Origin of the sequence: Bradyrhizobium genosp. A (assembly GCF_049949275.1) — a bacterium.
Lineage (GTDB): Bacteria > Pseudomonadota > Alphaproteobacteria > Rhizobiales > Xanthobacteraceae > Bradyrhizobium.
The window spans coordinates 4,724,376-4,750,708 of sequence record NZ_CP188196.1 but is presented as its reverse complement, the minus strand read 5'-3'; the positions used below and the strand labels follow the sequence as shown (position 1 = coordinate 4,750,708).

30 protein-coding genes and 1 tRNA gene are annotated in these 26,333 nt (G+C 63.9%); 21 read left to right on the top strand and 10 right to left on the bottom strand.

Annotated elements, in window-relative coordinates; genetic code table 11:
- Positions 1 to 49: 49 nt before the first annotated feature.
- Both ACP2YP_RS22060 and ACP2YP_RS22055 read right to left on the bottom strand, forming a co-directional pair.
- Positions 50 to 349 carry a helix-turn-helix domain-containing protein gene (locus ACP2YP_RS22060; RefSeq protein ID WP_426418459.1) on the bottom strand — a complete coding sequence of 100 codons (300 nt, stop codon included), beginning with the start codon at positions 347 to 349 and terminating at the stop codon, positions 50 to 52.
- Positions 350 to 653: 304 nt separating this feature from the next.
- The gene (locus ACP2YP_RS22055) at positions 654 to 1,139 is read right to left on the bottom strand and encodes a hypothetical protein (RefSeq protein ID WP_426418458.1); all 486 of its coding nucleotides are present in this window, start codon (positions 1,137 to 1,139) and stop codon (positions 654 to 656) included.
- Positions 1,140 to 1,319: 180 nt separating this feature from the next.
- On the opposite strand from ACP2YP_RS22055, the gene ACP2YP_RS22050 reads away from it, so the two are divergent.
- From ACP2YP_RS22050 to ACP2YP_RS22040, 3 genes are all read left to right on the top strand, one after another.
- Positions 1,320 to 2,135: a site-specific integrase gene (locus tag ACP2YP_RS22050; protein ID WP_426418457.1), complete on the top strand. Its 816-nt coding sequence runs from the start codon at positions 1,320 to 1,322 to the stop codon at positions 2,133 to 2,135.
- Between the two features lie 262 nt (positions 2,136 to 2,397).
- Positions 2,398 to 3,825, top strand: coding sequence for a cytochrome P450 (locus ACP2YP_RS22045; protein ID WP_426418456.1), 1,428 nt, complete (start codon positions 2,398 to 2,400; stop codon positions 3,823 to 3,825).
- A 15-nt stretch (positions 3,826 to 3,840) separates the two neighbouring features.
- Positions 3,841 to 4,701 carry a methyltransferase domain-containing protein gene (locus ACP2YP_RS22040; RefSeq protein WP_426418455.1) on the top strand — a complete coding sequence of 287 codons (861 nt, stop codon included), beginning with the start codon at positions 3,841 to 3,843 and terminating at the stop codon, positions 4,699 to 4,701.
- A 38-nt stretch (positions 4,702 to 4,739) separates the two neighbouring features.
- Here ACP2YP_RS22040 and ACP2YP_RS22035 read toward each other — a convergent pair whose 3' ends face one another.
- The gene (locus tag ACP2YP_RS22035; RefSeq protein ID WP_426418454.1) at positions 4,740 to 5,720 is read right to left on the bottom strand and encodes a cation diffusion facilitator family transporter; all 981 of its coding nucleotides are present in this window, start codon (positions 5,718 to 5,720) and stop codon (positions 4,740 to 4,742) included.
- Positions 5,721 to 6,057: 337 nt separating this feature from the next.
- The gene (locus tag ACP2YP_RS22030) at positions 6,058 to 6,621 is read right to left on the bottom strand and encodes a MarR family transcriptional regulator (protein ID WP_426418453.1); all 564 of its coding nucleotides are present in this window, start codon (positions 6,619 to 6,621) and stop codon (positions 6,058 to 6,060) included.
- A 276-nt stretch (positions 6,622 to 6,897) separates the two neighbouring features.
- Between ACP2YP_RS22030 and ACP2YP_RS22025 the strand changes: the two genes are divergently transcribed.
- The gene (locus tag ACP2YP_RS22025) at positions 6,898 to 7,980 is read left to right on the top strand and encodes an AraC family transcriptional regulator (RefSeq protein WP_426418452.1); all 1,083 of its coding nucleotides are present in this window, start codon (positions 6,898 to 6,900) and stop codon (positions 7,978 to 7,980) included.
- An 18-nt stretch (positions 7,981 to 7,998) separates the two neighbouring features.
- Here the strand turns inward: ACP2YP_RS22025 and pepT are convergent, their stop codons facing one another.
- From pepT to ACP2YP_RS22005, 4 genes are all read right to left on the bottom strand, one after another.
- Entirely contained in the window at positions 7,999 to 9,246 is a 1,248-nt protein-coding gene (gene pepT / locus ACP2YP_RS22020) for a peptidase T (RefSeq protein WP_426418451.1), read from the bottom strand.
- A gap of 132 nt (positions 9,247 to 9,378) precedes the next feature.
- Complete coding sequence (locus ACP2YP_RS22015) at positions 9,379 to 9,678, bottom strand: HU family DNA-binding protein (RefSeq protein WP_426418450.1); 300 nt, start codon at positions 9,676 to 9,678, stop codon at positions 9,379 to 9,381.
- 246 nt (positions 9,679 to 9,924) lie between these two features.
- A tRNA-Asp gene (locus tag ACP2YP_RS22010) sits at positions 9,925 to 10,001 on the bottom strand.
- A 226-nt stretch (positions 10,002 to 10,227) separates the two neighbouring features.
- On the bottom strand, positions 10,228 to 10,431 hold the full coding sequence (locus ACP2YP_RS22005) for a hypothetical protein (protein ID WP_426418449.1): 204 nt from the start codon (positions 10,429 to 10,431) through the stop codon (positions 10,228 to 10,230).
- Positions 10,432 to 10,677: 246 nt separating this feature from the next.
- Between ACP2YP_RS22005 and ACP2YP_RS22000 the strand changes: the two genes are divergently transcribed.
- Positions 10,678 to 11,586 (top strand): alpha/beta fold hydrolase, encoded by a 909-nt coding sequence (locus ACP2YP_RS22000; protein ID WP_426418448.1) that lies wholly within the window; start codon positions 10,678 to 10,680, stop codon positions 11,584 to 11,586.
- Here the strand turns inward: ACP2YP_RS22000 and ACP2YP_RS21995 are convergent.
- Positions 11,583 to 12,875 carry a spinster family MFS transporter gene (locus tag ACP2YP_RS21995; protein ID WP_426418447.1) on the bottom strand — a complete coding sequence of 431 codons (1,293 nt, stop codon included), beginning with the start codon at positions 12,873 to 12,875 and terminating at the stop codon, positions 11,583 to 11,585. The two genes, ACP2YP_RS22000 and ACP2YP_RS21995, sit on opposite strands and share 4 nt — an antisense overlap.
- 56 nt (positions 12,876 to 12,931) lie before the next feature.
- Positions 12,932 to 14,122 (bottom strand): Rieske 2Fe-2S domain-containing protein, encoded by a 1,191-nt coding sequence (locus ACP2YP_RS21990; protein ID WP_426418446.1) that lies wholly within the window; start codon positions 14,120 to 14,122, stop codon positions 12,932 to 12,934.
- A 190-nt stretch (positions 14,123 to 14,312) separates the two neighbouring features.
- Here ACP2YP_RS21990 and ACP2YP_RS21985 point away from each other — a divergent pair, with 190 nt between their 5' ends.
- From ACP2YP_RS21985 to nuoK, 16 genes are all read left to right on the top strand, one after another.
- A complete protein-coding gene (locus tag ACP2YP_RS21985) occupies positions 14,313 to 14,828 on the top strand; it encodes a MarR family winged helix-turn-helix transcriptional regulator (RefSeq protein WP_426418445.1) in 516 nt (171 codons plus the stop codon).
- A gap of 111 nt (positions 14,829 to 14,939) precedes the next feature.
- Positions 14,940 to 15,086 (top strand): hypothetical protein, encoded by a 147-nt coding sequence (locus ACP2YP_RS21980; RefSeq protein WP_426418444.1) that lies wholly within the window; start codon positions 14,940 to 14,942, stop codon positions 15,084 to 15,086.
- 463 nt (positions 15,087 to 15,549) lie between these two features.
- Complete coding sequence (locus tag ACP2YP_RS21975; RefSeq protein ID WP_426418443.1) at positions 15,550 to 15,915, top strand: NADH-quinone oxidoreductase subunit A; 366 nt, start codon at positions 15,550 to 15,552, stop codon at positions 15,913 to 15,915.
- On the top strand, positions 15,912 to 16,493 hold the full coding sequence (locus ACP2YP_RS21970) for a NuoB/complex I 20 kDa subunit family protein (RefSeq protein WP_426426225.1): 582 nt from the start codon (positions 15,912 to 15,914) through the stop codon (positions 16,491 to 16,493). Before ACP2YP_RS21975 ends, ACP2YP_RS21970 begins: the two co-directional genes overlap by 4 nt.
- A gap of 11 nt (positions 16,494 to 16,504) precedes the next feature.
- Positions 16,505 to 17,119 (top strand): NADH-quinone oxidoreductase subunit C, encoded by a 615-nt coding sequence (locus tag ACP2YP_RS21965; RefSeq protein WP_426418442.1) that lies wholly within the window; start codon positions 16,505 to 16,507, stop codon positions 17,117 to 17,119.
- Between the two features lie 2 nt (positions 17,120 to 17,121).
- Positions 17,122 to 18,318, top strand: a complete 1,197-nt coding sequence (locus ACP2YP_RS21960) for an NADH-quinone oxidoreductase subunit D (RefSeq protein ID WP_426418441.1) — start codon at positions 17,122 to 17,124, stop codon at positions 18,316 to 18,318.
- Positions 18,318 to 19,280: an FkbM family methyltransferase gene (locus tag ACP2YP_RS21955; protein ID WP_426418440.1), complete on the top strand. Its 963-nt coding sequence runs from the start codon at positions 18,318 to 18,320 to the stop codon at positions 19,278 to 19,280. The genes ACP2YP_RS21960 and ACP2YP_RS21955 overlap by 1 nt, the downstream gene beginning before the upstream one ends.
- 10 nt (positions 19,281 to 19,290) lie before the next feature.
- Positions 19,291 to 19,902 (top strand): NADH-quinone oxidoreductase subunit NuoE, encoded by a 612-nt coding sequence (nuoE, locus tag ACP2YP_RS21950; protein WP_426418439.1) that lies wholly within the window; start codon positions 19,291 to 19,293, stop codon positions 19,900 to 19,902.
- Positions 19,902 to 20,105, top strand: coding sequence for a hypothetical protein (locus ACP2YP_RS21945; protein WP_426418438.1), 204 nt, complete (start codon positions 19,902 to 19,904; stop codon positions 20,103 to 20,105). Before nuoE ends, ACP2YP_RS21945 begins: the two co-directional genes overlap by 1 nt.
- A 15-nt stretch (positions 20,106 to 20,120) precedes the next feature.
- A complete protein-coding gene (gene nuoF, locus ACP2YP_RS21940) occupies positions 20,121 to 21,446 on the top strand; it encodes an NADH-quinone oxidoreductase subunit NuoF (protein WP_426418437.1) in 1,326 nt (441 codons plus the stop codon).
- A 9-nt stretch (positions 21,447 to 21,455) separates the two neighbouring features.
- A complete protein-coding gene (locus tag ACP2YP_RS21935; protein ID WP_426418436.1) occupies positions 21,456 to 21,707 on the top strand; it encodes a hypothetical protein in 252 nt (83 codons plus the stop codon).
- Between the two features lie 13 nt (positions 21,708 to 21,720).
- Positions 21,721 to 23,796 carry an NADH-quinone oxidoreductase subunit NuoG gene (gene nuoG, locus ACP2YP_RS21930; protein WP_426418435.1) on the top strand — a complete coding sequence of 692 codons (2,076 nt, stop codon included), beginning with the start codon at positions 21,721 to 21,723 and terminating at the stop codon, positions 23,794 to 23,796.
- A 5-nt stretch (positions 23,797 to 23,801) separates the two neighbouring features.
- The gene (nuoH, locus tag ACP2YP_RS21925; RefSeq protein ID WP_426418434.1) at positions 23,802 to 24,869 is read left to right on the top strand and encodes an NADH-quinone oxidoreductase subunit NuoH; all 1,068 of its coding nucleotides are present in this window, start codon (positions 23,802 to 23,804) and stop codon (positions 24,867 to 24,869) included.
- A 14-nt stretch (positions 24,870 to 24,883) separates the two neighbouring features.
- Positions 24,884 to 25,372, top strand: coding sequence for an NADH-quinone oxidoreductase subunit NuoI (gene nuoI, locus ACP2YP_RS21920; protein WP_027529879.1), 489 nt, complete (start codon positions 24,884 to 24,886; stop codon positions 25,370 to 25,372).
- A gap of 9 nt (positions 25,373 to 25,381) precedes the next feature.
- Complete coding sequence (locus ACP2YP_RS21915) at positions 25,382 to 26,020, top strand: NADH-quinone oxidoreductase subunit J (RefSeq protein ID WP_426418433.1); 639 nt, start codon at positions 25,382 to 25,384, stop codon at positions 26,018 to 26,020.
- Entirely contained in the window at positions 26,017 to 26,325 is a 309-nt protein-coding gene (gene nuoK / locus ACP2YP_RS21910; RefSeq protein WP_008136131.1) for an NADH-quinone oxidoreductase subunit NuoK, read from the top strand. Before ACP2YP_RS21915 ends, nuoK begins: the two co-directional genes overlap by 4 nt.
- The last annotated feature ends 8 nt before the right edge of the window (positions 26,326 to 26,333 follow it).

Sequence of the window (26,333 nt, the reverse complement as noted above, 5' to 3'; positions counted from 1 at the left end):
GAATTCCCGCGCGTCCCCGAGTTTGCCCTCGGGGGCGCGTAATTTTTGCTCACGGCGATAGAAGCTCCATTGCTGGGGGATTGAGTTTGCGGGCAATTGCATTGCGCCCGTTCTTGGTGATGTGAATGAGAGCGGCGCGCTGATTGCCTCGGCCGACAAGCTCGACCCGAACGAAGCTGTCGCGGGCTAGTAGCCGCAGATGCCAAGCCAGTTGTTGGCGATGGAGGATGCCGAGCGCGGCGCAGGTCGCGGCAGCCGATGAGCTGCCGCCCGACGCAATGAGGTGGTCCAGCACCGCGCGCCGCATCGGATGCTGGACAATCTGATCTTTCGGGATACGTAGGCCCATAATAGCTCCACAATGAATGGCGAGCGGGACATCCGCGTCACCTTGCGAACCATCTGAGCCGCCCCCCAGTCCGGGACGAGATCGGTTCGCTCATTGCGGGCTCGACACGCTGACCGTCCAAAGCCGGGTCCGTGTCGAGGGCAGATCGCCTTAGCGATCGTTTCGTCAACTACCCGTGCTTGCCAGCTTCGTCAACACATCGAGACGAAACAGCGGGAGACAACGCCCTGAGTTGTAAGGACTTCTGACGGTTTGTGACGCTCCGTGACAATCGCCGTTACGATGAGCGTGACAGATTGGCGCGTCACGATGTAACGCGGGTTATATCGGCGCAAAGGGAATTGCGGCGGGGCGTCTTGTGGATAATCTGGTTGACGGCGACGCCGTATGTCGCCGACCCTAGCCCCAGTTGGAGTATGAGTCCCGCAATCAAGATGCCGCTGCCGGAGGCGGTCACCGATACGACGCCATTGCGGCTGTCGGTTGCCTGCCGCCTGGCATATCCGGACGGCTCAATGTCGGTCAGCGCTCTGCGCCGATGCGCGCGAGCCGGGTTACTGACGATTGAGCGGCTTTGCGGCAAGGATTTTACAACCTTGCGCGACATTGAGGAGATGAGACAAAGATGCCGCGTCCCAGCAAAGGCCCAAGGCTCGCCCTCTTCAAAGCCAAAGGCCGCTCCCCGATGTGGAACATCCGCGATGGACAGCGGACCATCGGCACTGGATGCGTTGAAGGCGACCGCGAAGGCGCTGAGAGAAAGCTTGCCGAATACATCATCGGCAAGCACGACCCCAGAGCCAGCCGAAGCGGCGGTGATCCCAATGCGGTCAAGGTAGCGGACGCGCTGTCTGTCTACATGCAGGAGAAGATTGCAATCGCGGCGAGGCCGAAGGCCGGCATTGCCATGGTCCTAAACCTTGGAGGGTTTTTCGGCCCAGACCGCACCATCGGCGAGCTGAACGGGTCATTGCAGCGCGCCTATGCGGCGCAGCGCGGGTCACAGAGCGCGGCCCGGCGCGAGCTGGAGACCTTGGCGGCGGCGATCAATTATCACATCAGGGACATGGTTGGCGGCGTCAACATGCTCTTCCGCCCGGTCCTCCCGGAGGCGGCGCCAGCGCGCGAGCGCTGGCTGACCCGGAGCGAGGCCGCGCGTCTGATCCTCGCCGCATGGCGGCTCCGTGAGGTCCGCAACGGCAAGCCAACCGGCCGGTATCTGGCCCGTCACATTGCCCGGTTTATTCTCGCCGGGCTCTATACCGGGACGCGGGCCGGGGCGATCTGCGGCGCGGCCCTGATGCCGACGATCGGGCGGGGCTATGTCGATCTGGAGGCCGGTCATTTCGTCCGGCTGGCTTATGGCAAGCGCCAGACGAACAAGCGACAGCCTCCGATTGATCTGCCGCCCCGGCTCCTAACCCATATGCGCCGCTGGCATCGGCTCGGCATCTCGACGCGGGCGGTTGTCGAGTGGCAGGGCCAGCCGGTCCAGAGCGTCAAGAAGGTCTGGCCGAAGGTCGTGAAGGCGGCCGAATTGGCAACCGAGATCAAGGAGCGCAAGGTCATCCCGCACACGCTCCGGCATACCGCAATCTCTTGGTATCTCCGGTCAGGGACGCCGATCGATCAGGTTTCCGACTTCTGCGGCGTCAGCGTCCAGATCATCAAGAAGCACTACAAGCATCACATTCCGGGCGGCTTCGACGGCGTCATGCAGTCATCCCAGCGGCTCGGCCGAGGCCGCGCAACAGAAACGCAACAGAAACCGGCAATCCGCCCGTGAACAAAGCGCAACGGGATGAACCAAAAAGCGTGGAAATTCAGTAGGCGGGCCCGGTCCGGTCTCGTTTACACCGAGAGGGTCCGCGGTTCGAATCCGTGACCGCCCACCAGCCCGCTTTTGTCCAGCCCGTATTGCCAGCCTCGGCTGCACAAATCGGCGCAGCGGGACTGTCCGCCTCCAATCTCGACTGGACACCGTCAGGAACTCCGGCGAAGCTGCGGCTTTATTTCGGCATTGTTCCACTCGTTATTTTGCCGGTTCGATGCTGCGTTTCTCCGACGGTGAAAATGCGGAGAGTTTTTGTCCGCCGGCCCCGCGTCCGCCGGAACAGCGGCTGCGCCTGTTCGGGCTGCTCGCGACGCTGAGGCGCAATCCACTGGAATGCTGGAGCGAGGACTTCTTTCGCGAGCCGATAGCGAAGATGAGGCTGCCGTTCACTGACGCGTTCCTGGTGCACGACCCGGCCGCCATCAAGCATGTGCTGGTCGACAATGCCGACAACTACCGAAAGGACCCGATCCAGCGCCGCATTCTCGCAAACGGACTCGCCGAAGGGCTGTTAAGCGTCGAGGGCGATCGGTGGGAGGTGCAGCGACGTATGCTGGCACCGCTGTTTGCGCGGCGCACGGTGACGTCCTTCACCGCTGCGATGCTGACCGCTGCCGACCAGTTGGCGGAGCGGTGGCGTGGTCTCGGACCAAAGGCGACCGTCGACATGGTCGCCGAAATGACGCTGATCACGTTGAATGTGCTCGCACTCACCATCTTCTCCGACGGAATCGCCGGCGATTGCGGCGACTTCCGCGACGCGATGAACGCCTATTTCGGCGTGATCGGACGGATCGGCGCGCTCGATCTGCTCGGCGCGCCCCGGTTCGTGCCGCGCCCCGGACGCAGCCGCCTGCGCCGGACCATGACCTATTTCGAGGGCATCATCGATCGGATCATCCAAACACGACGGGTGCGGCTCGAGTCCCAGGCCGTGGGGGAGGAGCCTGCTGATCTCCTGACGCTCCTGTTGCGGGCGCTCGATCCGTCGAGCGGGCGATCAATGTCACCAGCCGAGGTAAGGTCGAATATCCTCACCTTCCTTTCGGCGGGACATGAAACCACGGCGAACACGCTGGCGTGGGCGATCTTCCTGCTGTCGCAGTCCTCCGATTGGCGGGCGCGCGTGCGCGAGGAGGCCGAGCGCGAACTGACCGGGCCGGTGGAAGGTCTCGCCGACAGGCTCGTCGTGTCTCGTGCCGTCGTCGAGGAGACGCTGCGGCTCTATCCGCCTATCGCGGCGCTGAGCCGGATGGCCACGAACGCGGATACGATCGGCGCGCTGGCGGTGAAGGCGCGCGCGCTGATCGTGATCGCGCCCTACGTTCTGCACCGGCATCGTTTGCTGTGGGAGCGGCCGGACGCGTTCGATCCTTCACGCTTTCTGCCTGAAAACCGTGGTGCGATCGCGCGCTTTACCTATCTGCCGTTCGGCACCGGGCCGCGCGTCTGCATCGGCGCCTCCTTTGCGCTGCAGGAAGCGACGATCGTGCTTGCCGCGCTTGTGCGGCGTTTCGACATGGAGCTTGCGCCGGATGCCCAAGTTTGGCCGTTACAGAAAATTACGCTACGACCGGGCAACGGACTGCCGATGCAGGTGAGCCCGCATGATTGCGAGCGAGCGGCGGATCGCCGACTGTGAAGGACAAGGGACCCGATGGAACAACCACGCGGACATGAGCTCAACGCCGACCAGATCGCCTATTGGAACGGTCCTGGCGGCCAGCGCTGGGCCGACCGTGACGCGGCGCAGGAAATTCTGCTGCGTCCGATCGCCGAGATCCTGATCGATTGCGCCGGGCCGAAGCCCGGCGAGCGCGTGCTTGACGTCGGTTGCGGTGCTGGCGCGACGACGGTCATGTTTGCCAAGGCGGTCGCGCCGAATGGCTTTGCCCTCGGTCTCGATGTGTCAGGGCCCATGCTGGGGCGGGCGCGCGAGGTTGCGCCGAAGGGGTTGCCGCTCGATTTCGTGCTGGCGGATGCGACCGTGCATCCGTTCGAGCCGGCGAGCTTTGACCTGCTCGCATCACGCTTCGGTGTGATGTTCTTTGCCGATCCCGTCGCGTCGTTCGCCAACCTTCGCCGTGCGCTGAAGCCGACGGGACGGCTTGCTTTCGCCTGCTGGCGCGAGCCGAAGGAAAATCCGTGGATGATGGCGCCGCTGATGGCGGTCTACAAGCACGTGCCGAAAATGCCGCCGGTCGGGCCGGAGGAGCCGGGCCCGTTCGCTTTCGCCTCGGAGGAGCGCGTGACGCGCATCCTGAAAGGCGCCGGCTTCGTCGACGTGGCGATGGAGCCGCATGATCTGGCGATGGACATCGCCATCGGCGGCGGCCTCGATGCTGCCGTCGACGGCTCGCTCCAGATTGGCCCCGCCAGCCGCGCGCTGCAGGGCCATCCACCGGAGACGTACGCAGCCGTAAAGGCGTCGATCCGCGAGACGCTCGCGCCGTTCCTGAAGGGGCAGAGCGTGGCGCTGCCGGGCGCGATCTGGATCGTGACGGCGAAGGCGGGGTAGGCCGCTGAAAAGCTCTGCGAACGCCGGCCGTTACCACCTCACACCACATCATCCGGCGCCAGCGCGCAGCCATTGTCCGGATGCGTCTCGACCTGAAGCGTGGCGTGGCCGATGCGGAACGATGTCTTCAGCATCTGCGCGGTTTCCATCAGGAACGGATCGGCGGTGCCGGCGGGCATCACGAGGTGACAGGTCAGCGCGGTCTCGGTGGTGGAGATCGGCCAGACGTGGAGATCGTGGATCGCGGACACGCCTGGCCGCGCCAGCAGGAATGACTTGATCGCGACGAGGTCGGTGCCTCTGGGCGCTGCCGCCATCGACATGTCGATGGAGCCGCGAAGCAGGCTGGTCGTGCCCCAGAGGATGCTCACGCAGATGACGAGGCTGGTGAGGGGATCGAGCCAGAGCCAGCCGGTCCAGATGATCAGCGCCGCCGAGACCACGACGCCGAACGAAATCGCGGCATCCGCTGTCATGTGCAGATAGGCGCCTTCGATGTTGATGTCGTCCTTGCGGCCGCTTGCAAACAGCATGGCGGTAAAGCCGTTGATGAGGATGCCGATGCCGGCAACCACCATCACGGTGACACCCGCGACCGGCTCCGGCTCGCGCAGCCGCAGGATCGCCTCCCAGCCGATCGCGCCGGTTGCGACCAGCAGGAACACGGCATTGGCGAGCGCGGCCAAAATCGTGGAGGCGCGAAAGCCATAGGTGAAGCGGCCGCTCGGCGCGCGCCGCGCCGCGATCGAGGCGCCCCAGGCCACGATGAGGCCGAGCACGTCGGACAGATTATGGCCGGCATCGGCGAGCAGCGCGGTGGAATTGCCGAGATAGCCATAGACCGCCTCGGCCACGACCAGCGCGGTGTTGAGCGTAATGCCGATCGCGAATGCCTTGCCGAAATTGGCAGGCGCGTGGACGTGCGCGTGACCATGGCCATGGGAATGGTCATGCCCATGATCATGCGCATGATCGCTGTGGTCATGGTGGTGATGACCGTGATGGTCGTGGCTGCCCAAACCCAGTGCTCCCCGGAAACCGCCAAATCAGGTGCCATTATAGGCGTTTCGATCGCGCCGTCTCGATCCCGTCCCGCTGCGGTTAGCACCGCGCCGGCAACGATGTCGACCCGCAATAATGTTACGTGTGGGGGACTCGATATCGCATGCGTAAAATACGAAAAGGCCCCAGCCCGGGGGCAACCGGCTGAGGCCTTTTGTGCTCACAATCTTCATCCTTGGGACTTGAGCAGAGAACCCGCATCTTGCTGGTTCGTTCCCGCTCGTCGCAAAAATCAGGAACGTTCGCCGACTGCGGGAAGCCCGCGCCGGACCTGACGGGACGGATGCGCTGGCTTCAGTCGCCGTCCACGCGCTCGAAGCTGGTGCAAAGCAGCTCGGTTTCGTGAGCTGCAAGCTGGGCCAGATGAAGCCGGCACCGGAATTCGGTAGCGGCACGCGCCTTGCCCGCACGAGTGTCAGCGTCCCTGCGGAGAAAAATACAGTCGCCGCAGCGGCCGGCGCTGGTTTCGACGCGAGGTGCGTCGATGCGATTGAGGATCGCTTTCAACGCATTCCTCAGCTTCAGGCAGTCTTCCGCCACCAGAGTCGCGATCGCGTTGGCCATGCCGCTGATCGGATCGTGCTGAGCAAGCAGTTTCTCGCCTTGCGGGGTCACGCAAAGCATCACGGACCGCTTGTCGCGTGGTGAAGCTTTGCGGACGACGAACGACTTATCCTCAAGGGTCTTGACGATCTGCGTCGCGGTCGCCCTGGTCGCGCCGATATAGTCGGCCACCGCCGTCGGGGATTTCGAGAATCTGTTGGCGCGCGCGAGGAACCGCAGGGCCTTCCATTCCCGATCGCGCAATCCGCCTCGATCGTCCGGGATGTGACAGGCTCCCGCCGCCTGAACCAGCAACTCAACTGTTTCGCGTATGAGGGGCATGATCAGCTCGAATGAGGACGGAGGCTCGGCCGACGCACAACGGCGCTGGGCGGCCGGCCGGTGGCTACTTTCGTTGACCCAAATCAAAGACGGGCAGGGTTGCTGCCTGTGGAATCGCAGGCAAAGGGCGATAAACGCTCGCAGAATCGGTCGGCGCCCGTCCAGCGATATAGGAATGGTGCGTCGGCCCCGTCTTGTGATCGTGTGCCGACAATTTGGTCTTTGGGGTCAACCGCTATTGCCAATGCCATGCACCACACGAACCGCTTCAGCTCCATACCCAGCGCGACCGGCGGAATCGCGCGATTGGCATGTCAGCGCGTTCGCGGCGCCGGCAAGGATCTTGCGCAATTGGTGTCGAGGGCAGGGCTGACGCTCGCGCTGATCGACGAACCGGCTCGCCGCCTCGAGGTAGCTGCTCAGATCAAGCTGCTCGATCTGGCGGCTCAGGAGCTGGGCGATGAGCATCTCGGCTTTCATCTGGCGCAGGACTTCGATCTCCGCGAGATCGGTCTCTTGTATTACGTCATGGCGTCGTCAGAGACTCTCGCGGAGGCGCTTCGCAATGTTGCGCGCTACAGCAAGCTGAACAACGAAGGCGTTCAGCTTTCCGTTGATCTCGATCGTGCCACTGTGATTGCGCTCCATTACCTGGACGTCGAGCGTCAGTCCGACCGCCATCAGGTCGAGTTCTGGCTGGGCGCCCTGGTGCGCGTCTGTCGACGGCTCACGAACAACCGATTGGTGCCGCGCCAGATCAGGGTGAGGCACCACCGCCCCGAGCTGTCGGCTGAAGTCCTCGGCTTCCTTGGCTGTGATGTCCAATTCGGGTCCTATGCCGACGAGATTGTTTTTCCCGCGGCTACGGCCTCGCTTCCATCCGTCGATGCCGACATCTACCTCAACCGCCTGCTGTTGAGCTATGCCAACGAAGCCCTGGGCAACCGCGGGCCATCGCGATCGAGCCTCCGATCCCGCGTGGATGAAGCGATCGCTCAGGCATTACCGCATGGTCAGGCCAACGCGGACGTGATCGCCGGTCGCCTAGGCATGAGCCGCCGTACGCTCGCACGCGCGCTGGCGGAGGAGGGCGTGACGTTCTCGGAGCTGCTGGATGAGCTGCGGGCCGCGCTCGCCAAACGCTATCTGAGCGAACGGGAGCTGCCGATCTCACAGATCGCCTGGCTGCTCGGCTACCGCGAGGCCAGCTCCTTTACCAACGCCTTCGGCCGCTGGACCGGCTCTACGCCACGACAATTTCGCGCCGCCCACGGCGAGCGGCAATCCAACGGCCGGCGCGAGGTGAGCGCGCCGCGCAGTGGCACCAGGTGAGCCCGCCCAGCGTCAGGCCTAAGCCTTCTCCTCCCAGATCATCGCCAGATGCACGATGGTCTGGACCGCCTTTTCCATGTCCTGCCGGCTCACCCATTCGAGCCGCGAATGAAACGCGTGCTCGCCCGCAAAGATGTTGGGGCAGGGCAGCCCCATGAAGGAGAGGCGTGAGCCGTCGGTGCCGCCGCGGATCGCGGTGCGCATCGGACGCAAGCCGGCGCGGCGGATCGCCTCGATGGCGTATTCGAGGATGTGCGGGTGACGGTCGATCACCTGCTTCATGTTGCGGTACTGCTCGCGGACCTCGAACTTGTAGGTCGAGCGCGGAAAATCCTTCATCACGTCCTTGACGATGGTCTCGAGCAGGACCTCCTTCTCCTTCAGCCCTTCCTCGGTGAAGTCGCGCACGATGAAGGAGAGGATCGCCTGTTCCAGCGCGCCTTCGATGCCGACCGGATGCAGGAAACCCTGCTTGCCCGACGTCGTCTCGGGCGAGCAGCCTTCCTTGGGCAGACGCTCGACGATCGCGGCTGCGATCTTGATCGCGTGCTCCATCTTGCCCTTGGCATAGCCGGGATGGGCGCTGACGCCGGTGATGGTGATGGTGGCGCCGTCGGCGGAAAAGGTCTCGTCCTCGACGCTGCCTGCGCTCTCGCCATCCATGGTGTAGCCGAAATCGGCCCCGAGCTTCTTGATGTCGACATTGTCAACGCCGCGGCCGATCTCCTCGTCGGGCGTGAACAGGATCTTGATGGTGCCGTGCTTCACATCGGGATTATTGATGAAGAAATGCGCGGCATCCATGATCTCGGCGACGCCGGCCTTGTTGTCGGCTCCGAGCAGCGTGGTGCCGTCGGTGGTGATGAGGTCATTGCCGATCTGGTTCTTCAGCGCGGGATGCTCGGCGAAGCGGATCACCTGGGTCGTATCGCCCGGCAAGGTGATGTCGCCGCCGCGATAGTTCTTCACCACTTGCGGCTTGACGTCCTTGCCGGTGACGTCGGGCGAGGTGTCCATGTGCGAGCAGAAGCAGATCACCGGCACCTTTTTGTCCGTGTTGGCCGGGATCGTTGCGTAGACATAGCCGTAATCGTCGAGATGGGCGTCCGCGACGCCCATGGCCTTCAGCTCGGTGACGAGAACGCGGCCGAGATCCTTCTGCTTCTCGGTCGATGGCGAGGCCGGGGAGTTCGGATCGGACTGGGTGTCGATGGTGACGTAGCGCAGGAAGCGCTCGGTCACGGTATGCGTGAAGGTCAGGGACATGTCTGGTCAAACCGCCGGGGCTTTTGGGAGCAGGTCTTGTGGAAGCAGGCTTGGGAAGCAACCGGTATACCAGAAAACCGGGCCGCGTTGCGGCCGGACGAAGGCGGATCAGAGTTAACGAAACGAGACCGGCTAAATTGCCTCTTTCAATTCCTTGACCGGGCGGAACGCGACCTTCTTGCTGGCCTTGATGTGGATCGTCTCGCCGGTGGCGGGATTGCGGCCGGTACGGGCGGCGCGCTTGCGAACCTGGAGGATGCCGAGCCCGACGATGCGGACGCGGTCGCCCTTCTTCAGGTGCTTGGTGATCAGGTCGACCATGTCGGTCAGGACGGCCTCGGCATGCTTCTTTGAGAGGTCCTGGCTTTCCGCGATGTCGGCCGCGAGGTGCTTGAGCGTGATCGTGGCGGGAACAGCTGCCTTCTTCGCCATGTCTGGCCTCCTCGGGTGTCGCGCGGAAGCTTACCGGGCTCCCAAACTGCCAAGTTCCCGAAGGCCTAGACGATTCGGGACGGGACTGACTACGCCGGCCAGCGGGAGTGGGGTTTTCGCGTGATTTGTCAGGACAATCCGCGCGTTCCCGCCAGCCCCGGACGAGCGCAAGGCGCGAGATTCGACACAGGCGTCGTCAATCGGGCTGAGGATGTTCTGCTAAGTTTTTGATGATGTTGCCAAAAATGGCGCGAGAGACGGGGCTCGAACCCGCGACCTCCGGCGTGACAGGCCGGCGCTCTAACCAACTGAGCTACTCCCGCGTGACGCGTATGTGTCCGCGCGGAACGAGGGGGGACTTAAAGGGGGGACATGGTGAAGTCAAGGACGTTGCGTCCACGGGGAGCAAACGCCTGTTGGAGCGGGCGGGACCGTATCGCTACGGCCCGGGCGGCTGCAGCTTGGCTTGAACCCTTCAGAGATTGGCCAAAAGCAAAAGGCCGCCCCAGGGCGGCCATTTCCTCTCAAACCGGACCTTTTTTCCCGCGATCAGCGCATCTCCGAAGTGCCCGCGCTCGTGATCGCCACCGGCTTGCCGGCCTTGATCACGTGGGTGGACTGGGCGGTCTGGCTGTAATCGGCGTTGGTGCGGGCTGCGATCCCGAAGGCGGCCACTGCGATACCGGCCACCAGCGCCACCACCACGATCTTCAGGTGGGTACCCCGATCTGCAGAGTGAATTGAGTGGTTCATCCGAGCCTCCCGACGGGCTTTGGCGCCGTCTGTAGGTTGATGTCTTAGGGAGCATCTGTTTCCGGATCGTTTCGCGGGTTCCGCAAAATGGTTTCATCTGGTCGTTTGCCCGGTTTCGCCGTGGACGGCTGAAGGGCCGGTGCGGACGCCGGATGGGCTCTTACCTGCCGCGTAATCGCGGCCGCCAAATCCCTTCGTCATGATTGCTTTCATCGACCGCGAATGATCCGGCAAGGGAGAAGCACCATGAACCGTCGAACTGTCCTCGAAGCCACGTTGCTTGGAACCGCCTTTGCGGCGGCATCGGTTGGGGGCGCGCCAGTGGCCGCAGCCCAGCAGACCGTGCGATCGCCCTATGTGACGGCGAAGGACGGCACAAGACTGTTCGTGCAGGACTGGGGCAACGGAAAGCCGGTGTTGCTGCTGACGGCCTGGACCTTCGATGCCAGCACCTGGGGCAGCCAGATTGCGGCCCTCGACGCAAAGGGCTTCCGCTGTGTTGCGCCCGACAGGCGCGGGCATGGCCGGTCCGAGATGCCGTCTTCGGGCTATGATTTGGACACGCTGACCAATGACGTCGCAGCCGTGATCGAGGCGCGCGACCTGCGCGACGTGACGCTGGTGGGCTTCTCGATGGGGACGGTCGAGGCGGTGAACTATCTCGCCCGATTTGGATCGGACCGGATCGCAAGGCTCATGCTGGTTTCGCCGACGACGCCGTATCTGGTCAAGACCGAAGACAATCCGGATGCGGTCCCAAAGGCGATGATCGAGGCCGACAACGCGGCCGTCGCGCGCGACTTCGCAAAGTGGATTGCGGCGAACGAAGCGCCGTTCTTCACCCCTGACACGCCCGAGATCACGCGGGCCTGGATCCGCGAGATGATGCTGAGCGTGCCGCTGCCGGTGGCGCTGGCGTGCCGCAAGATGATGGCGTTCGCCGATTTGCGCGCGGCCGCCGCCAAGATCGATCGCCCGACGCTGATCCTCCATGGCGACAAGGATGCCAGCGCGCCGCTGCCATTGACGGGCGCCAAGACCGCAAAGCTGATCAAGGGCAGCAAGCTGATTGTCTACGAGGGCGGGCCGCATCCGCTGCCGCTCACCCACGGCGAGCGCGTGATTGCGGACATGCTCGCCTTCATGAGCGCCTAGTTCGCCCGCTCGATGTCGGTGCGGATGGTGCGCGCCGCCCAGGCGAACAGCAGGGCTCCGAGCGTGGTCGTGACCGCTGCCGAGAGCAGGGAATAGCGCACGGCGTCGGCGCCGTAGCTGCCCTTCAGCGCGTCGTTGACCACGCCGACCGCGAGCGGACCGACGCCCTGGCCGAAGCAGGTCGCGGTGAGCGCAATCAGCGCGGAGGCGAGCGCGCGCATGCTCGGCTTCGCCACCGTCTGCGCGATCGCAAAGATCGGCCCGAGATGGAAGCCGACCAGGAACGAGGTCAGCGCCAGCATCGCGACCATCATCGCAAAATCCTGCGTCAGCATGCACAGCGCAAAGACGGGGCCGGCGAGGCCTGAGGTGATCGCGGGCGCCCACAGCTTCCAGCGGTCGTCGCGGCGGCTCACTTGCGCCACCACAAAACCGCCGAGCAGGGTGCCGGCCATGCCGGCGAGCCCCTTGAACGTGCCGGCATAGGTGCCGATCTCGGCGCTCGACAGATGGTGCACGCGCGCCAGGAATGGCGGGATCCAGGCCGCGGTAGCGTAGTTCGTGTAGGTGGTGAGGCAGAAGCCGATCAGCACGATGATGAAGCTCTGCTGCGAGGCGAGAAAGCGCAGCGTCGGCCCGAGCGGCTCGGGCACGAAATTCTCCTGCATCGCGCCGCGCTTCGGCTCCGAGATCGTCAACCACAGGATCAGCGCCAGCAGGATGCCCGGCACGCCCGCGACATAGAAGGCCATCCGCCAGCCATAGTGCTGGTTGATGGTGCCGCCGACGAAATAACCGAGGAAGACGCCGAGATAGGTGCCGATGGCATAGATGCCGAGCGCGCGCGGGCGCTCGTTCTTGGCAAAGAGGTCGGCGACGATCGACTGCGAGGCCGGGGAGCCCGCGGATTCGCCGATGCCGACGCCGATCCTGGCAAAGGCCAGCGCGGTGACGCTGGAAGCCATGCCGCACAGCGCCGTCATCGCGCTCCAGAACGCGAAGGCCAGCGCCACGATGTTGCGGCGGTTGAGCCGGTCGGCGACGCGCGCGATGGGAATGCCGAGCAGGGAATAGAACAGCGCGAAGCCGAAGCCCGCGAGCAGGCCCATCATGGTGTCGCTGAGCGAAAACTCCTTCTTGATCGGCTCGATCAGGACGTTGAAGATCGTGCGGTCGAGGAAGTTCAGCGCGTAGATGATGGTGAGCAGGCCCAGCACGTAATAGCGCCGCGCCGTGGGCTTTGCCGCGGCGGCCGTTTGCACCGACATTTGTGACGTCACATCGACCATCGCGCCCCCCAATTTGTCGTTGTTGTTGTCGTTGGTCCAGCCCTTGTTAGGGCTGCTCAGCCTTCGCGGATGTAATTCCCCGCTTCGAACTCGACAGGGGCCGCGCTGGTGTCGAACGAGACGCCGACGGGGTCGTGGCCCGCTTCCAACGCCTCGAGCTGGTCGCCCAGCATGCGCCGGATCATCAGGATGCCGCGGTCGCTCTGGCCGAAATGCTCCTCGGAATGAACCGTCACCGGGCCCTGGCCGACCTGGGCCTCATAGTCGCCGGGGAATTGCTGGTGCTCTTGCTCCGTCATCTCCCACCAGAATTTTCCGTTGAACTTCGAGCGCATTCGGCCGATGTCGCCGGAATTCTTCACACGGCCGGCGACGTAGATACGGAACGAGGTGTCATCGATCGGCAGCGTCCAGCCGATCGATTCCACCCGGGCAAACTGCGCCACGCGCGGGTTCGGCACCACGCGCAAGGTGGGGAGGGCGGCTTCGGTGACGCGGTAAAACACATGGCCGTCGTCCTGCTTGCGGATCGAGCGCACGGCGATGCCGCGCGGCGTCTTGTCGAACGTCACCTCCGGCATCGAGGCCATCATGTTGGTGAATTGCGGGCCCGAGAACGAGCCGTGCAGCACCGGTACGTGGTAGGGATCGACCACGTTCTCGAAATGCTGTAGCCAGTTGCACGGGATGACCGCAGGCCCGCCGCCGCCGATCGAGGAATCGTCGGCCTCGACGAACTCGCCGTCGTCCATGTTTTCGAGGCACTCGTAGCGCGGCAGCACCGGGCGTTTCTCGGCCGGGCCCATATAGGCGAAGATCAGCCCGTAGCGCTCCTCGACCGGATACCAGGGCTGGCGCACCTTGTCCTTGAACTGGCCGCCGTCGGGCTCGCAGGGCTGCTCCAGGCAATGGCCCTCGGTGTCGAACTTCCAGCCGTGATAGCAGCAGCGGATGCCGTCCTCCTCGACCTTGCCGTAATAGAGCGTGGTGCCGCGATGGCAGCAGCGGGCGTGGAGCAGGCCGACGCGACCGTGCTTGTCGCGGAACAGGATCAGATCCTCACCAAGCGCGCGCACTTTCTTTGGCGTGTAGGTGGCGTCGCTGATGAGCCCGACCGGATGCCAGTAGCGGCGGAGCAATTCGCCCATTGGCGTGCCGCGCACGACCGACGTGAGCTCGGTGCGCGTATGCGCGGGTTTCATCGCATAGGCCGTGCCGAGATCGCGATCCCGCTGGGTGATCGTCATGCTTGTTCCTCCCGCCGCAGGCCTTGGTGGCCGGGTCGCCTTGTGTTGACCCAGTGAAAGATAATTCGATGACAGTGTCAACGATCTTCCAAAATGCCTCTTAATCGCATTCGGATCGGGTTGGGGAGGTTGCGCTACCAAGGCACTATCGAGTCTTGGCACGTCCCGGCTTTCTTGGCAGAGGTGGACCATGAGCCAGACATCGAGCAGGGACGGGCACGAATCGTCCGATGCGGACGACAATCACTCGCAGGCGCCTATCACCGTGATGCTGTCATCGCGGCTGATGGTGCTGGCCAACCTGCTCAAGCGCGGCGCGATCCTGCGCTACAAGCGTCTCGCAGGACTATCCTCGGTCGAGTTCGGTCTGGTCGCCTCGCTCGGCCGGCGGGCGCCGATGAGCGTGGCGCGGCTTGCCGAAGCCGTCGGTCAGGACAAGGGCCAGATCAGCCGTGCGCTGGCCGAGCTGGTTTCGCGCAAGCTGATCGCGAAGTCCGCAAATCCCAAGGACAGCCGCGAGGTGCTGGTGTCGCTGACGCCTGCCGGGCTTTCCGCGCATGATGCCATCGTCGAAGGCGCGCAGGAGCGCAACCGGATGCTGCTCGAGCAATTGAGCAAGGACGAGCTCGAGACGTTGCTTGCGCAGATCGATCGTCTCACCGCGACTGCCGAAGCGATGCTCGAAGCCGAGAAGGTTTCGCGCTGATCTCTAAGCAATGTCTGGAAATGTTGGATCGCCTCTAAGAGACTCTCTAAGAGTTCTTCTAAGAGCCTTTCAATTAGCGATATCGCGCGCCATTTCGGCGATTATGGCGGCATGCCGCTCAAGCTGATCTGGGCCGCGCTCGATGGGCTCACTATCGTTGTGATCGGCAGCGGCCTCTATCTCTGGCTGGCGCGGCGGCGCAAGCGTGCCCCTGCCAAAGCCGACGCATTCGCCAGACGAGCCCCGGTCCCATCGTGATGCATGGCTCCTCTGACCGCGCGCGCCTGTGGATACGTGTCTTTGCTGCACCTGTCCTGCTCGCTGTCGCGACCGTCACGGGCCTCCTGGCAGCGTTGCTTTGGGGCACGCTCGGCCAATATGTCGCCTGGGTGACGGTTGGGGCGCCCATCCTTATCGTTTTCGGGGTCTGGCTGCGTCGCTGCAAGAGAGCACAATCGTCCTAGACTCGTGGCCGCCCCGCGGGACAATGCCCCCGCAGAGCTTTTGTCCTGCGGGGAGGTGATTTGCCGCCCTTGCTGGGGCCATCGATCTGCTCCATACCAGCGCGGGGCGATTCCGGGATTTCCACCGGTCTGGGAGCAGCAAAGGGCCTAAAAAGAGCGTGTCTTGCGCCCATTGGTGCACTGCGCTAAGGCTCAGAATAATTCCAAATCGGACGAATCCGCGGCTGTCCCGAGGCTGCGGGAAAAAGGGCTCGTCAATGAGCGGCATTCTACAGAACTATCTTCCACTCGTGGTATTCATAGGGGTAGCTGCCATCATCGGCCTTGTGCTGCTGATCGCGCCCTTCATCGTGGCGTTCCAGCAGCCGGACCCGGAAAAGCTGTCGGCGTATGAGTGCGGTTTCAACGCCTTCGACGACGCCCGCATGAAGTTCGACGTCCGTTTCTATCTGGTCGCCATCCTCTTCATCATCTTCGATCTCGAGGTGGCGTTCCTGTTTCCCTGGGCGGTGGCGTTCGGCAAGCTTGGCGCGACCGGCTTCTGGTCCATGATGGTGTTCCTCGCCGTGCTGACGGTGGGCTTCGCCTATGAATGGAAGAAAGGCGCACTCGAATGGGATTGAACCCTGCACCATCAGCCGGTCCGGCTCTCGCGCCGGCTCCCAAGGGCATCCTGGATCCCTCGACCGGCAAGCCGGTCGGGGCCAATGACCCGTTCTTCCTCGAGGTCAACCACGAGCTGTCCGACAAGGGCTTCTTCGTGGCCGCGACTGACGATCTCATCACCTGGGCCCGCACCGGCTCCTTGATGTGGATGACCTTCGGTCTCGCCTGCTGCGCGGTCGAGATGATGCAAGTGTCGATGCCGCGCTACGACGTCGAGCGCTTCGGCTTCGCGCCGCGTGCTTCGCCGCGCCAGTCCGACGTGATGATCGTCGCGGGCACGCTGACCAACAAGATGGCGCCAGCGCTGCGCAAGGTCTACGACCAGATGCCCGAGCCGCGCTACGTGATCTCGATGGGCTCCTGCGCCAACGGCGGCGGCTATTATCACTATTCCTACTCGGTCGTGCGCGGCTGCGACCGCATCGTGCCGATCGACATCTACGTGCCGGGCTGTCCGCCCACGGCGGAAGCGCTGCTCTACGGCGTGCTGCTGCTGCAGAAGAAGATCCGCCGCACCGGCACCATCGAACGCTAAGGTTTTACGTCATGGACGACGCCAAGCTCGACGCCCTGGGGCAGACGATCGTGAGCGCGCTTCCGGGCGCCGCCACCGGTCATTCGGTGGCCTTCAACCAGCTCACGGTTGATGTCGAGGCCAGCAAGATCGTCGAGGTGGTCAAGTACCTCCGCGACGATCCGAACTGCCGTTTCGTCAACTTCACGGACATCACGGCCGCGGACTATCCGTCGCGCGAAAAGCGCTTCGACGTGATCTATCACTTCCTGTCCCCGACCCTGAACACGCGGATCCGGCTCAAGGCCCAGGCCGACGAGACCACGCAGGTGCCGTCGCTGATCGAGGTGTTCCCCGGCGCCGACTGGTTCGAGCGCGAGGCCTACGACCTCTACGGCGTGTTCTTCGTCGGCCATCCCGACATGCGGCGCATCCTCACCGACTACGGTTTCGAGGGGCATCCGCTGCGCAAGGATTTTCCGACCACCGGTTTCCTCGAGGTCCGTTACGACGACCAGGAGAAGCGCGTGGTGTACGAGCCGGTCCGGCTCAACCAGGAATTCCGCAAGTTCGACTTTTTGTCGCCGTGGGAAGGCGCCGACTATCCGGTCCTCCCGGGCGATGAAAAAGCAGGGCCGAAGGTCTGATCATGAACGAGCAACCTGAGAACCTCCGAAATTTCACCATCAACTTCGGGCCGCAGCATCCGGCCGCGCACGGCGTGTTGCGACTCGTGCTGGAGCTCGACGGCGAAGTCGTCGCCCGCGTCGATCCCCATATCGGCCTGCTTCACCGCGGCACCGAAAAGCTGATCGAGCAGAAGACCTATCTCCAGGCGATCCCGTATTTCGACCGGCTCGACTACGTCGCGCCGATGAACCAGGAGCACGCCTTCTGCCTCGCCGCCGAGAAGCTGCTCGGCATCGAGGTGCCGCGTCGCGGCCAACTGATCCGCGTGCTCTATTGCGAGATCGGCCGCATTCTCTCTCACCTTCTCAATGTCACCACGCAGGCGATGGACGTCGGCGCGCTGACCCCGCCGCTGTGGGGTTTTGAAGAGCGCGAGAAGCTGATGGTGTTCTACGAGCGCGGCTCGGGCAGCCGTATGCACGCAGCCTTCTTCCGTGTCGGCGGTGTGCATCAAGACCTGCCGCAGAAATTGGTCGACGACATCGAGGCCTGGTGCGATCCGTTCCTCAAAGTGGTCGAGGACCTCGACCGGCTGCTCACCGCCAACCGCATCTTCAAGCAGCGCAACGTCGACATCGGCGTGGTGCCGCTGAAGGAAGCCTGGGAGTGGGGTTTCTCGGGCGTGATGGTGCGCGGCTCGGGCGCGGCCTGGGACCTGCGCAAGTCGCAGCCCTATGAGTGCTACGCCGAAATGGATTTCGACATTCCGATCGGCAAGAACGGCGACTGCTACGACCGCTATCTGATCCGCATGGAAGAGATGCGCCAGTCCGTGCGCATCATGAAGCAGTGCATTCAGAAGCTGAATGCGCCTGACGGGAAGGGCCCCGTCGTCGTCGAGGACAACAAGGTTGCCCCACCGCGTCGTGGCGAGATGAAGCGCTCGATGGAAGCGCTGATCCACCACTTCAAGCTCTACACCGAAGGCGTTCACGTGCCGGCGGGTGAAGTCTATGCCGCGGTCGAGGCGCCCAAGGGCGAGTTCGGCGTCTATTTGATCTCCGACGGCACCAACAAGCCCTACAAGTGCAAGATCCGCGCGCCGGGCTTCGCTCATCTGCAGGCGATGGACCACATCTGCCGTGGCCATCTGCTCGCCGACGTCTCTGCGATTCTCGGTTCGCTCGACATCGTGTTCGGAGAGGTCGATCGGTGATGGCGCAGGCGCCAATCCAGTTTGACCGTGTCTCGGGGGCCCTTGAAGGGGCCAACCTGTGGGAGCGGACGGCTGCCTTGGCGCTGGTGACGGGATCGAAGATCTCGTCGCACTTCTCGCATATGGGCTACATCGCCTGCGCGAACCTGCTGCGGAAAACGCTGCCCGAGCGCAACATCGCGATCAAGCTCAACCCGGACGCCGTGTTCGAATTCCCTTACGGCGACGGCTATTGGAGCAAGCTGCTCAACCGCTCTTATTGCTACGAGGACGAGCTGGAGTTGTTGTTCGCCGACTCCATCGACGTCGATTACACGCTGCTCGATTGCGGCGCCAACTACGGCTACTGGTCGGTGCTGGTGTCGAGCAAGCCGTTCGGCTCGCACAAGGCGATCGCGATCGAGCCATCGGGCCAGAACTATCCGAAGCTCGCCAACAATGCGCGCATCAACGGCAACCGCTTCGAGACCATGAAATGCGCGATCGGCGCCTCGCGCGGCACCGCGCGGCTGTCAGGCACCAAGCACGAGGCCTTCAGCATCGCCGGCCACGCATCCGGGGGTGGTGAGGACGTGCCCGTTCTCGCGCTCGACAATCTCATCGACGACGGCAAGGTCGCAGGCACCGGAAAATACCTGATCAAGCTCGACGTCGAGGGCGTCGAGATCGAGGCGATCAAGGGTGGCGCCCGGCTGCTCCAGACCGACAGCGTGATCATGTGCGAGGAGCACGGCAGCGACCGCTCTCATGCGGTGTCGCGCTATATCCTCGAACAGACCCCGCTGAAGCTGATGGTGCTCGATCCGCGCACCAACCGGCTGGAAACCGTGACCGAGCTGTCGATCCTCGACCGCATCAAGGTCTCGACCCACGTCGGCTACAACGTTTTCGGCACCGCAAGCGCATTCTGGCAGGACAGGATCAATGCCCTGAATGCGAAAACCGCGCGCCGCATGCAGTGAGAGATAAGACATGTCCGTTCGCCGATTAGCACCGAAGGAAGTCCAGCCCGCGAGCTTTGCGTTCACGGACGAGAACCTTGCCTTCGCCAAGCAGCAGATCGCGAAATATCCGGCCGGACGCCAGGCCTCGGCGGTCATCGCCATCCTCTGGCGCGTCCAGGAACAGCACGAGGGCTGGGTGTCGGAGGCCGCGATCCGCGCCGTCGCCGACTTGCTCGACATGCCCTATATCCGCGTGCTCGAGGTCGCGACCTTCTACACGATGTTCCAGCTCGCGCCGGTCGGCAAGAAGGCCCACGTCCAGGTCTGCGGCACCACGCCGTGCCGCCTGCGCGGTGCCGAAGACCTGATCCATGTCTGCGAGAGCCGCATCCATCACGATCCCTTCCATCTCTCCAAGGACGGCAATTTTAGCTGGGAAGAAGTGGAGTGCCTGGGCGCCTGCGTGAACGCGCCGATGGTGCTGATCGGCAAGGACACCTATGAGGACCTGACCAGGGAAAGTTTTGGCAAGGTGCTCGACGGTTTCGCCTCGGGCAATCCGCCGAAGCCCGGTCCGCAGAACGGCCGCCAGTTCTCCGCGCCGGCGGGCGGGCCGACCACGCTGAAGGAGACCTCCTGATGGGTCTTCCGTCTCAGGCGAACCGGGGGAGCGAAGCCGTGAACAAATGGGGCTCCGTCGCCATGCACTCCGCGCTCGCGGCCGCCTTCATGTTCCTGCTGCAGCGCTTCGTGATGAACGCGACGCAGGAAACCAGTCTGCTCTGGGCGCTGACCTTCGCCGTCTGCGCCGCCGGGCTTGCCTACAAGCAAGCCAATCGTTGATCGGAAAGCACTGATATGCTCGAGGACAAGGACCGCATCTTCAAGAACCTCTACGGCCTCCACGATTGGGGGCTCGAGGGTGCGCGGCGCCGCGGCGCCTGGGATGGCACGAAGACTATCATCGACAAGGGCCGCGACTGGATCATCAACGAGATGAAGGCGTCCGGCCTGCGCGGCCGTGGCGGCGCCGGCTTCCCGACCGGCCTGAAGTGGTCCTTCATGCCGAAGGAGTCCACGGACGGGCGTCCCAGCTATCTCGTCGTCAACGCCGACGAGTCCGAGCCCGGCACCTGCAAGGATCGCGAGATCATGCGGCACGATCCGCATCTCCTGGTCGAGGGCTGCCTGATCGCGAGCTGCGCGATGAACGCGCATGCCTGCTACATCTATGTCCGCGGCGAGTTCATCCGCGAGCGCGAGCATCTCCAGGCCGCGATCGACCAGGCCTATGAGGCCAAGCTGGTCGGCAAGGACAATATCAACGGCTGGCCGTTCGACATCTACGTCGCGCACGGCGCCGGCGCTTACATCTGCGGTGAAGAGACCGCGCTGCTCGAAAGCCTCGAGGGCAAGAAGGGCCAGCCGCGCCTGAAGCCGCCGTTCCCGGCCAATGTCGGCCTGTTCGGCTGCCCGACCACCGTCAACAACGTCGAGTCGATCGCGGTTGCGCCGGATATTTTGCGCCGTGGCGCTGCCTGGTTTGCCGGCATCGGCCGTCCGAACAATGTCGGCACAAAACTGTTCTGCATCTCCGGCCATGTCGAGCGGCCCTGCAACGTCGAAGAGGCCATGGGCATTCCGTTCCGTGAGCTGATCGAAAAGCATTGCGGCGGCGTCCGTGGCGGCTGGGACAACCTCAAGGCCGTGATCCCCGGCGGCTCCTCGGTGCGCATGGTGCCGGCCGAGCAGATCATCGACACGCCGATGGATTTCGACAGTCTGAGCAAGCTGCGCTCGGGTCTCGGCACCGCGGCGGTGATCGTGATGGACAAGTCGACCGACCTGATCCGCGCCATCGCCCGAATTTCCTATTTCTACAAGCACGAGAGCTGCGGCCAGTGCACGCCGTGCCGTGAAGGCACCGGCTGGATGTGGCGCGTGCTCACCCGCATGGCCGAAGGTCGCGCGCACAAGCGCGAGATCGACATGCTGCTTGAAGTCACAAAGCAGGTCGAAGGCCACACCATCTGCGCGCTCGGCGACGCAGCCGCATGGCCGATCCAGGGCCTGATCGCGCATTTCCGTCATGAGATCGAAGCGCGCATCGACCAGTATTCGCACAAGGCCGACATCGACGATGCCGGTGTCCGCGATCCCGTGAACATGGTCGCGGCGGAGTAGGAGAGGACGATGACGGATCAACCGGACAACATCGTGCTCGTGTATCTTCGTCGCCTGGACGAGAAATTCGATCGCATGGCTGCGGACGTCAGCGACATCAAGACTCGCGTCACGAACGTTGAGGAGAGAATTGGGCACGTTGATCTCCGGCTTGCCCAGGTTGACATCGCGGTTGCCGGAATCAATCGGCCAATTGATCGTGTTGAAGCGCGCCTGGATCGCATCGAGCGCCGCCTCGATCTCGTCGAACTGCCGCACTGAGAGAGACTGACGTATGACCAAGCTCATCATCGACGGCAAAGAGATCGATGTTCCCGCCGAGTATACGCTGCTTCAGGCGTGCGAGGCGGCCGGTGCCGAGATTCCGCGCTTCTGCTATCACGAGCGGCTGTCGATCGCCGGCAATTGCCGGATGTGCCTCGTCGAGGTGAAGGGCGGCCCGAAGCCGGTCGCGAGCTGCGCCTGGGGCGTGCGCGACTGCCGTCCGGGCCCGAAGGGCGAGCCGCCGGAAATCTCCACCCGCTCGCCGATGGTGAAGAAGGCGCGCGAAGGCGTGATGGAATTCCTTCTGATCAACCATCCGCTGGACTGCCCGATCTGCGACCAGGGCGGCGAGTGCGACCTGCAGGACCAGGCGATGGGCTATGGTGTCGACACCAGCCGCTTCGCCGAGAACAAGCGCGCGGTCGAGGACAAATATCTCGGCGCGCTGGTCAAGACCTCGATGAACCGCTGCATCCAGTGCACGCGCTGCGTCCGCTTCTCGGCGGAAGTCGCCGGCGCCCCTGAGATGGGTGCGACCGGTCGCGGCGAGGACATGGAGATCACGACCTATCTCGAGCACGCGCTGACCTCGGAACTGCAAGGCAATCTCGTCGACATCTGCCCGGTCGGCGCGCTGACCTCAAAACCCTATGCCTTCGCGGCGCGTCCGTGGGAGCTCGGCAAGACCCAGTCGATCGACGTCATGGACGGCGTGGGATCTGCGATCCGCGTCGACACCCGCGGCCGCGAGGTGATGCGCATTTTGCCGCGGATCAACGAGGCCGTGAACGAGGAGTGGATCTCGGACAAGACCCGCCACGTCGTCGACGGCCTGCGCGCCCAGCGACTCGACCGGCCCTATATCCGCGAAGCCGGCAAGCTGCGTGCTGCGAGCTGGCGCGAAGCCTTCGCCGCGATCGCCGCCAAGGCGGCGCGCACCGACGGCAAGCGCATCGGCGCGATCGCGGGCGATCTTGCCGGCATCGAAGAGATGTTCGCGATGAAGGATCTGCTGACAAAATTCGGCTCGGCCAATATGGCGGTGCAGGGCGGCGACGCCTTCGATCCCGCGCTCGGCCGCGGCTCCTACATCTTCAACCCGACGCTTGTAGGTGTCGAGCAGGCCGACGCGCTGCTCATCGTCGGCGCCAATCCGCGCAAGGAAGCGGCGGTGTTCAACGCCCGCATCCGCAAGCGCTGGCGCGCCGGTGGTTTCAAGGTCGGCGTGATCGGCGCCAAGGCCGACCTGACCTATGATTACGATCATCTCGGCGCAGGCACCGAGACGCTCGGCGAGCTCGCGGCCGGCAAGCACTCCTTCATGGACGTGCTGAAGAACGCCAAGAATCCGATCATCCTGGTCGGCGCGGGCGCAGCTTCTCGTCACGACGGCGCCGCCATTCTCGCCGCTAGCGCCAAGCTCGCGCTCGACGTCGGCGCGGTGAAGGACGGCTGGAATGGCTTTGGCGTGCTGCACGAGAGCGCTTCGCGCGTCGGTGCGCTCGATATCGGCTTCGTCGCCGGTCGGGGCGGGCTGAACGCCGCGCAGATGACGACCTTCGGTACGCTCGACCTGCTGTTCCTGCTCGGCGCCGACGAGATCAAGGCGCCGGACGGCACCTTCGTCGTTTACATCGGCACCCATGGCGACCGCGGCGCGCACCGTGCCGACGTGATCCTGCCGGCGGCTGCCTACACCGAGAAGTCCGCGATCTACGTCAACACCGAAGGCCGGGTGCAGATGACCGGCCGCGCCGCGTTCCCGCCGGGCGAAGCCCGCGAGGACTGGGCGATCGTTCGTGCGTTGTCGGAAGCGCTCGGCAAGAAGCTCGGCTACGACTCGTTGTCGGCGCTGCGCCAGGCGATCTTCAAGGCCGTGCCGCATCTGATCCGTCTCGACCAGATCGAAGCGGGCGCGGCCGACCAGATCAAGCAGCTGGCGGGGAAGGGCGGCTCGCCCGAGAAGGCGCCGTTCAGGGCTCTCGTCGAGGACTTCTATTTGACCAACCCGATCGCGCGTGCGTCCGCTGTGATGGCGGAATGCTCGCGGCTTGCCTCCGGGCAGATGCTGACCGCAGCGGAGTGAGCTAGATGGAATTTTTCGCAAGCGCAGTCTGGACCGGCTTCCTCTGGCCGCTGATCATCATGATCGCGGAGAGCGTGCTGGTGCTTGTCGTCCTGCTGGTCGCGATCGCCTACATCCTGCTCGCCGACCGCAAGATCTGGGCGGCGGTGCAGATCCGCCGCGGTCCGAACGTGGTCGGGCCGTGGGGCCTGTTCCAGTCCTTTGCCGACCTCCTGAAGTTCGTGCTGAAGGAGCCGATCATTCCGGCCGGCGCCAACAAGGGTGTGTTCCTCCTGGCGCCGCTGGTGTCCTGCGTGCTCGCGCTCGCGGCCTGGGCGGTGATCCCGACCAATCTCGGCTGGGTGATCTCCGACATCAATGTCGGCGTCCTCTTCATCTTCGCGATCTCGTCGCTGTCGATCTACGGCATCATCATGGCCGGCTGGTCGTCGAACTCGAAATATCCGTTCCTGGCCGCGCTGCGCTCGGCGGCGCAGATGGTGTCGTATGAAGTCTCGATCGGCTTCGTCATCATCACGGTGCTGCTCTGCGCCGGCACGCTGAACCTCTCGGCCGTAGTCGAGGCCCAGCACATCCGCGGCGTTGCCAGCCTGATCGGGCTGCCGCAGCTCACCATCCTGAACTGGTACGTGTGGCCGCTGTTCCCAATGTTCGTGGTGTTCTACGTCTCGGCGCTGGCGGAAACCAACCGCCCGCCGTTCGACCTCGTCGAAGCGGAATCCGAGCTGGTCGCCGGCTTCATGGTCGAATACGGCTCGACGCCGTATCTGCTGTTCATGCTCGGCGAGTATGTCGCGATCGTCACGATGTGCGCGATGGCGACCATTCTGTTCCTCGGAGGCTGGCTACCGCCGGTGGACCTGCCGCCCTTCAATTGGGTGCCGGGGATCATCTGGTTCTCGCTCAAAGTCTTCTTCATGTTCTTCCTGTTCGCGATGGCAAAGGCGATCGTGCCGCGCTACCGCTACGACCAACTGATGCGGCTCGGCTGGAAGGTGTTCCTGCCGTTGTCGCTGGCGATGGTGGTCGTGGTGGCCGGTGTGCTGCAGTTCGCCGGCATCGCGCCGAAGTGAGGGCCGTCATGGGTATCAACATCAACGCTACTGCACGCTCGCTCCTGCTGTCGGAATTCGTCTCGGCGTTCTTCCTCGCGATGCGCTATTTCTTCCAGCCGAAGCCGACGCTGAACTATCCGTTCGAGAAGGGCCCGATCTCGCCGCGCTTCCGCGGCGAGCATGCGCTGCGCCGCTATCCGAACGGCGAGGAGCGCTGCATCGCCTGCAAGCTGTGCGAAGCGATCTGCCCGGCGCAGGCCATCACCATCGAGGCCGGCCCGCGCCGCAACGACGGCACCCGCCGCACCGTGCGCTACGACATCGACATGGTGAAGTGCATCTATTGCGGCCTCTGCCAGGAGGCCTGTCCGGTCGACGCCATCGTCGAAGGTCCGAACTTCGAGTTCGCGACCGAGACCCGCGAGGAACTGTTCTATGACAAGGCCAAGCTGCTCGCCAACGGCGACCGCTGGGAACGCGAGATCGCGAAAGCGATCGAGCTCGACGCGCCTTACCGGTGAGATGAGAGCATGATCCTTCCCGCGCTGTTCTTCTATCTCTTCGCCGCCGTCTGCGTCGCCTCGGCGGTGATGGTGATTGTCTCGCGCAATCCCGTGCACTCCGTGCTGTACCTGATCCTGGCATTCGTCAACGCCTCCGGCCTGTTCGTGCTGATGGGCGCCGAATTCCTCGCGATGATCCTGATCGTCGTCTATGTCGGCGCGGTCGCGGTGCTGTTCCTGTTCGTGATCATGATGCTCGATGTCGACTTCCTCGAGCTGCGCGAAGGCTTCATCCAGTACCTGCCGGTAGGTGTCGTGATCGGCGGCATCTTCCTGTTCGAGCTGCTGCTCACCGTCGGCGCCTGGGTCATCAATCCGTCCGTGAGCAAGACCATCACGGCACCGATCCCGACCAACGTCTCGAACACCGAGGCGCTCGGCCTGGTGCTCTATACGAAGTATGTCCACTACTTCCAGCTCTCGGGCATGGTGCTGCTGGTCGCCATGATCGGCGCCATCGTGCTGACGCTGCGCCACAAGGCGAGCGTGAAGCGACAGGACATCAACGTTCAGAACGCGCGCACGCCGGAGATGGCGATGGCGATGCGCAAGGTCGCATCGGGGCAGGGGCTCCAGGACAGCGATGCGGCGGAGTGGGTGAAATGACGATCGGGCTCGGACATTATCTGGCGGTCGGCGCAATCCTGTTCACGCTCGGCATCCTCGGCATCTTCCTGAACCGCAAGAACATCATCGTCATCCTGATGTCGATCGAGCTGATCCTGCTCTCGGTCAACGTCAACCTGGTGGCATTCTCGACCTTCCTCGGCGACATCGTCGGTCAGGTCTTCGCGCTGCTGGTCCTGACCGTTGCGGCTGCCGAAGCCGCGATCGGTCTCGCCATCCTGGTGGTCTATTTCCGCAACCGCGGCTCGATCGCGGTTGAGGACGTCAATCTGATGAAGGGCTGAGCTCAGTC

Bases quoted from the DNA above. Each gene is read 5' to 3' on its own strand.
- ACP2YP_RS22060 (WP_426418459.1), bottom strand. From the start codon at position 349: ATGGGCCTACGTATCCCGAAAGATCAGATTGTCCAGCATCCGATGCGG.
- ACP2YP_RS22045 (WP_426418456.1), top strand. From the start codon at position 2,398: ATGCTGCGTTTCTCCGACGGTGAAAATGCGGAGAGTTTTTGTCCGCCG.
- ACP2YP_RS22040 (WP_426418455.1), top strand. From the start codon at position 3,841: ATGGAACAACCACGCGGACATGAGCTCAACGCCGACCAGATCGCCTAT.
- ACP2YP_RS22025 (WP_426418452.1), top strand. From the start codon at position 6,898: ATGCACCACACGAACCGCTTCAGCTCCATACCCAGCGCGACCGGCGGA.
- pepT (WP_426418451.1), bottom strand. From the start codon at position 9,246: ATGTCCCTGACCTTCACGCATACCGTGACCGAGCGCTTCCTGCGCTAC.
- ACP2YP_RS22015 (WP_426418450.1), bottom strand. From the start codon at position 9,678: ATGGCGAAGAAGGCAGCTGTTCCCGCCACGATCACGCTCAAGCACCTC.
- ACP2YP_RS22005 (WP_426418449.1), bottom strand. From the start codon at position 10,431: ATGAACCACTCAATTCACTCTGCAGATCGGGGTACCCACCTGAAGATC.
- ACP2YP_RS22000 (WP_426418448.1), top strand. From the start codon at position 10,678: ATGAACCGTCGAACTGTCCTCGAAGCCACGTTGCTTGGAACCGCCTTT.
- ACP2YP_RS21995 (WP_426418447.1), bottom strand. From the start codon at position 12,875: ATGGTCGATGTGACGTCACAAATGTCGGTGCAAACGGCCGCCGCGGCA.
- ACP2YP_RS21990 (WP_426418446.1), bottom strand. From the start codon at position 14,122: ATGACGATCACCCAGCGGGATCGCGATCTCGGCACGGCCTATGCGATG.
- ACP2YP_RS21985 (WP_426418445.1), top strand. From the start codon at position 14,313: ATGAGCCAGACATCGAGCAGGGACGGGCACGAATCGTCCGATGCGGAC.
- ACP2YP_RS21980 (WP_426418444.1), top strand. From the start codon at position 14,940: ATGCCGCTCAAGCTGATCTGGGCCGCGCTCGATGGGCTCACTATCGTT.
- ACP2YP_RS21975 (WP_426418443.1), top strand. From the start codon at position 15,550: ATGAGCGGCATTCTACAGAACTATCTTCCACTCGTGGTATTCATAGGG.
- ACP2YP_RS21965 (WP_426418442.1), top strand. From the start codon at position 16,505: ATGGACGACGCCAAGCTCGACGCCCTGGGGCAGACGATCGTGAGCGCG.
- ACP2YP_RS21960 (WP_426418441.1), top strand. From the start codon at position 17,122: ATGAACGAGCAACCTGAGAACCTCCGAAATTTCACCATCAACTTCGGG.
- ACP2YP_RS21955 (WP_426418440.1), top strand. From the start codon at position 18,318: ATGGCGCAGGCGCCAATCCAGTTTGACCGTGTCTCGGGGGCCCTTGAA.
- nuoE (WP_426418439.1), top strand. From the start codon at position 19,291: ATGTCCGTTCGCCGATTAGCACCGAAGGAAGTCCAGCCCGCGAGCTTT.
- ACP2YP_RS21945 (WP_426418438.1), top strand. From the start codon at position 19,902: ATGGGTCTTCCGTCTCAGGCGAACCGGGGGAGCGAAGCCGTGAACAAA.
- nuoF (WP_426418437.1), top strand. From the start codon at position 20,121: ATGCTCGAGGACAAGGACCGCATCTTCAAGAACCTCTACGGCCTCCAC.
- ACP2YP_RS21935 (WP_426418436.1), top strand. From the start codon at position 21,456: ATGACGGATCAACCGGACAACATCGTGCTCGTGTATCTTCGTCGCCTG.
- nuoG (WP_426418435.1), top strand. From the start codon at position 21,721: ATGACCAAGCTCATCATCGACGGCAAAGAGATCGATGTTCCCGCCGAG.
- nuoH (WP_426418434.1), top strand. From the start codon at position 23,802: ATGGAATTTTTCGCAAGCGCAGTCTGGACCGGCTTCCTCTGGCCGCTG.
- ACP2YP_RS21915 (WP_426418433.1), top strand. From the start codon at position 25,382: ATGATCCTTCCCGCGCTGTTCTTCTATCTCTTCGCCGCCGTCTGCGTC.
- nuoK (WP_008136131.1), top strand. From the start codon at position 26,017: ATGACGATCGGGCTCGGACATTATCTGGCGGTCGGCGCAATCCTGTTC.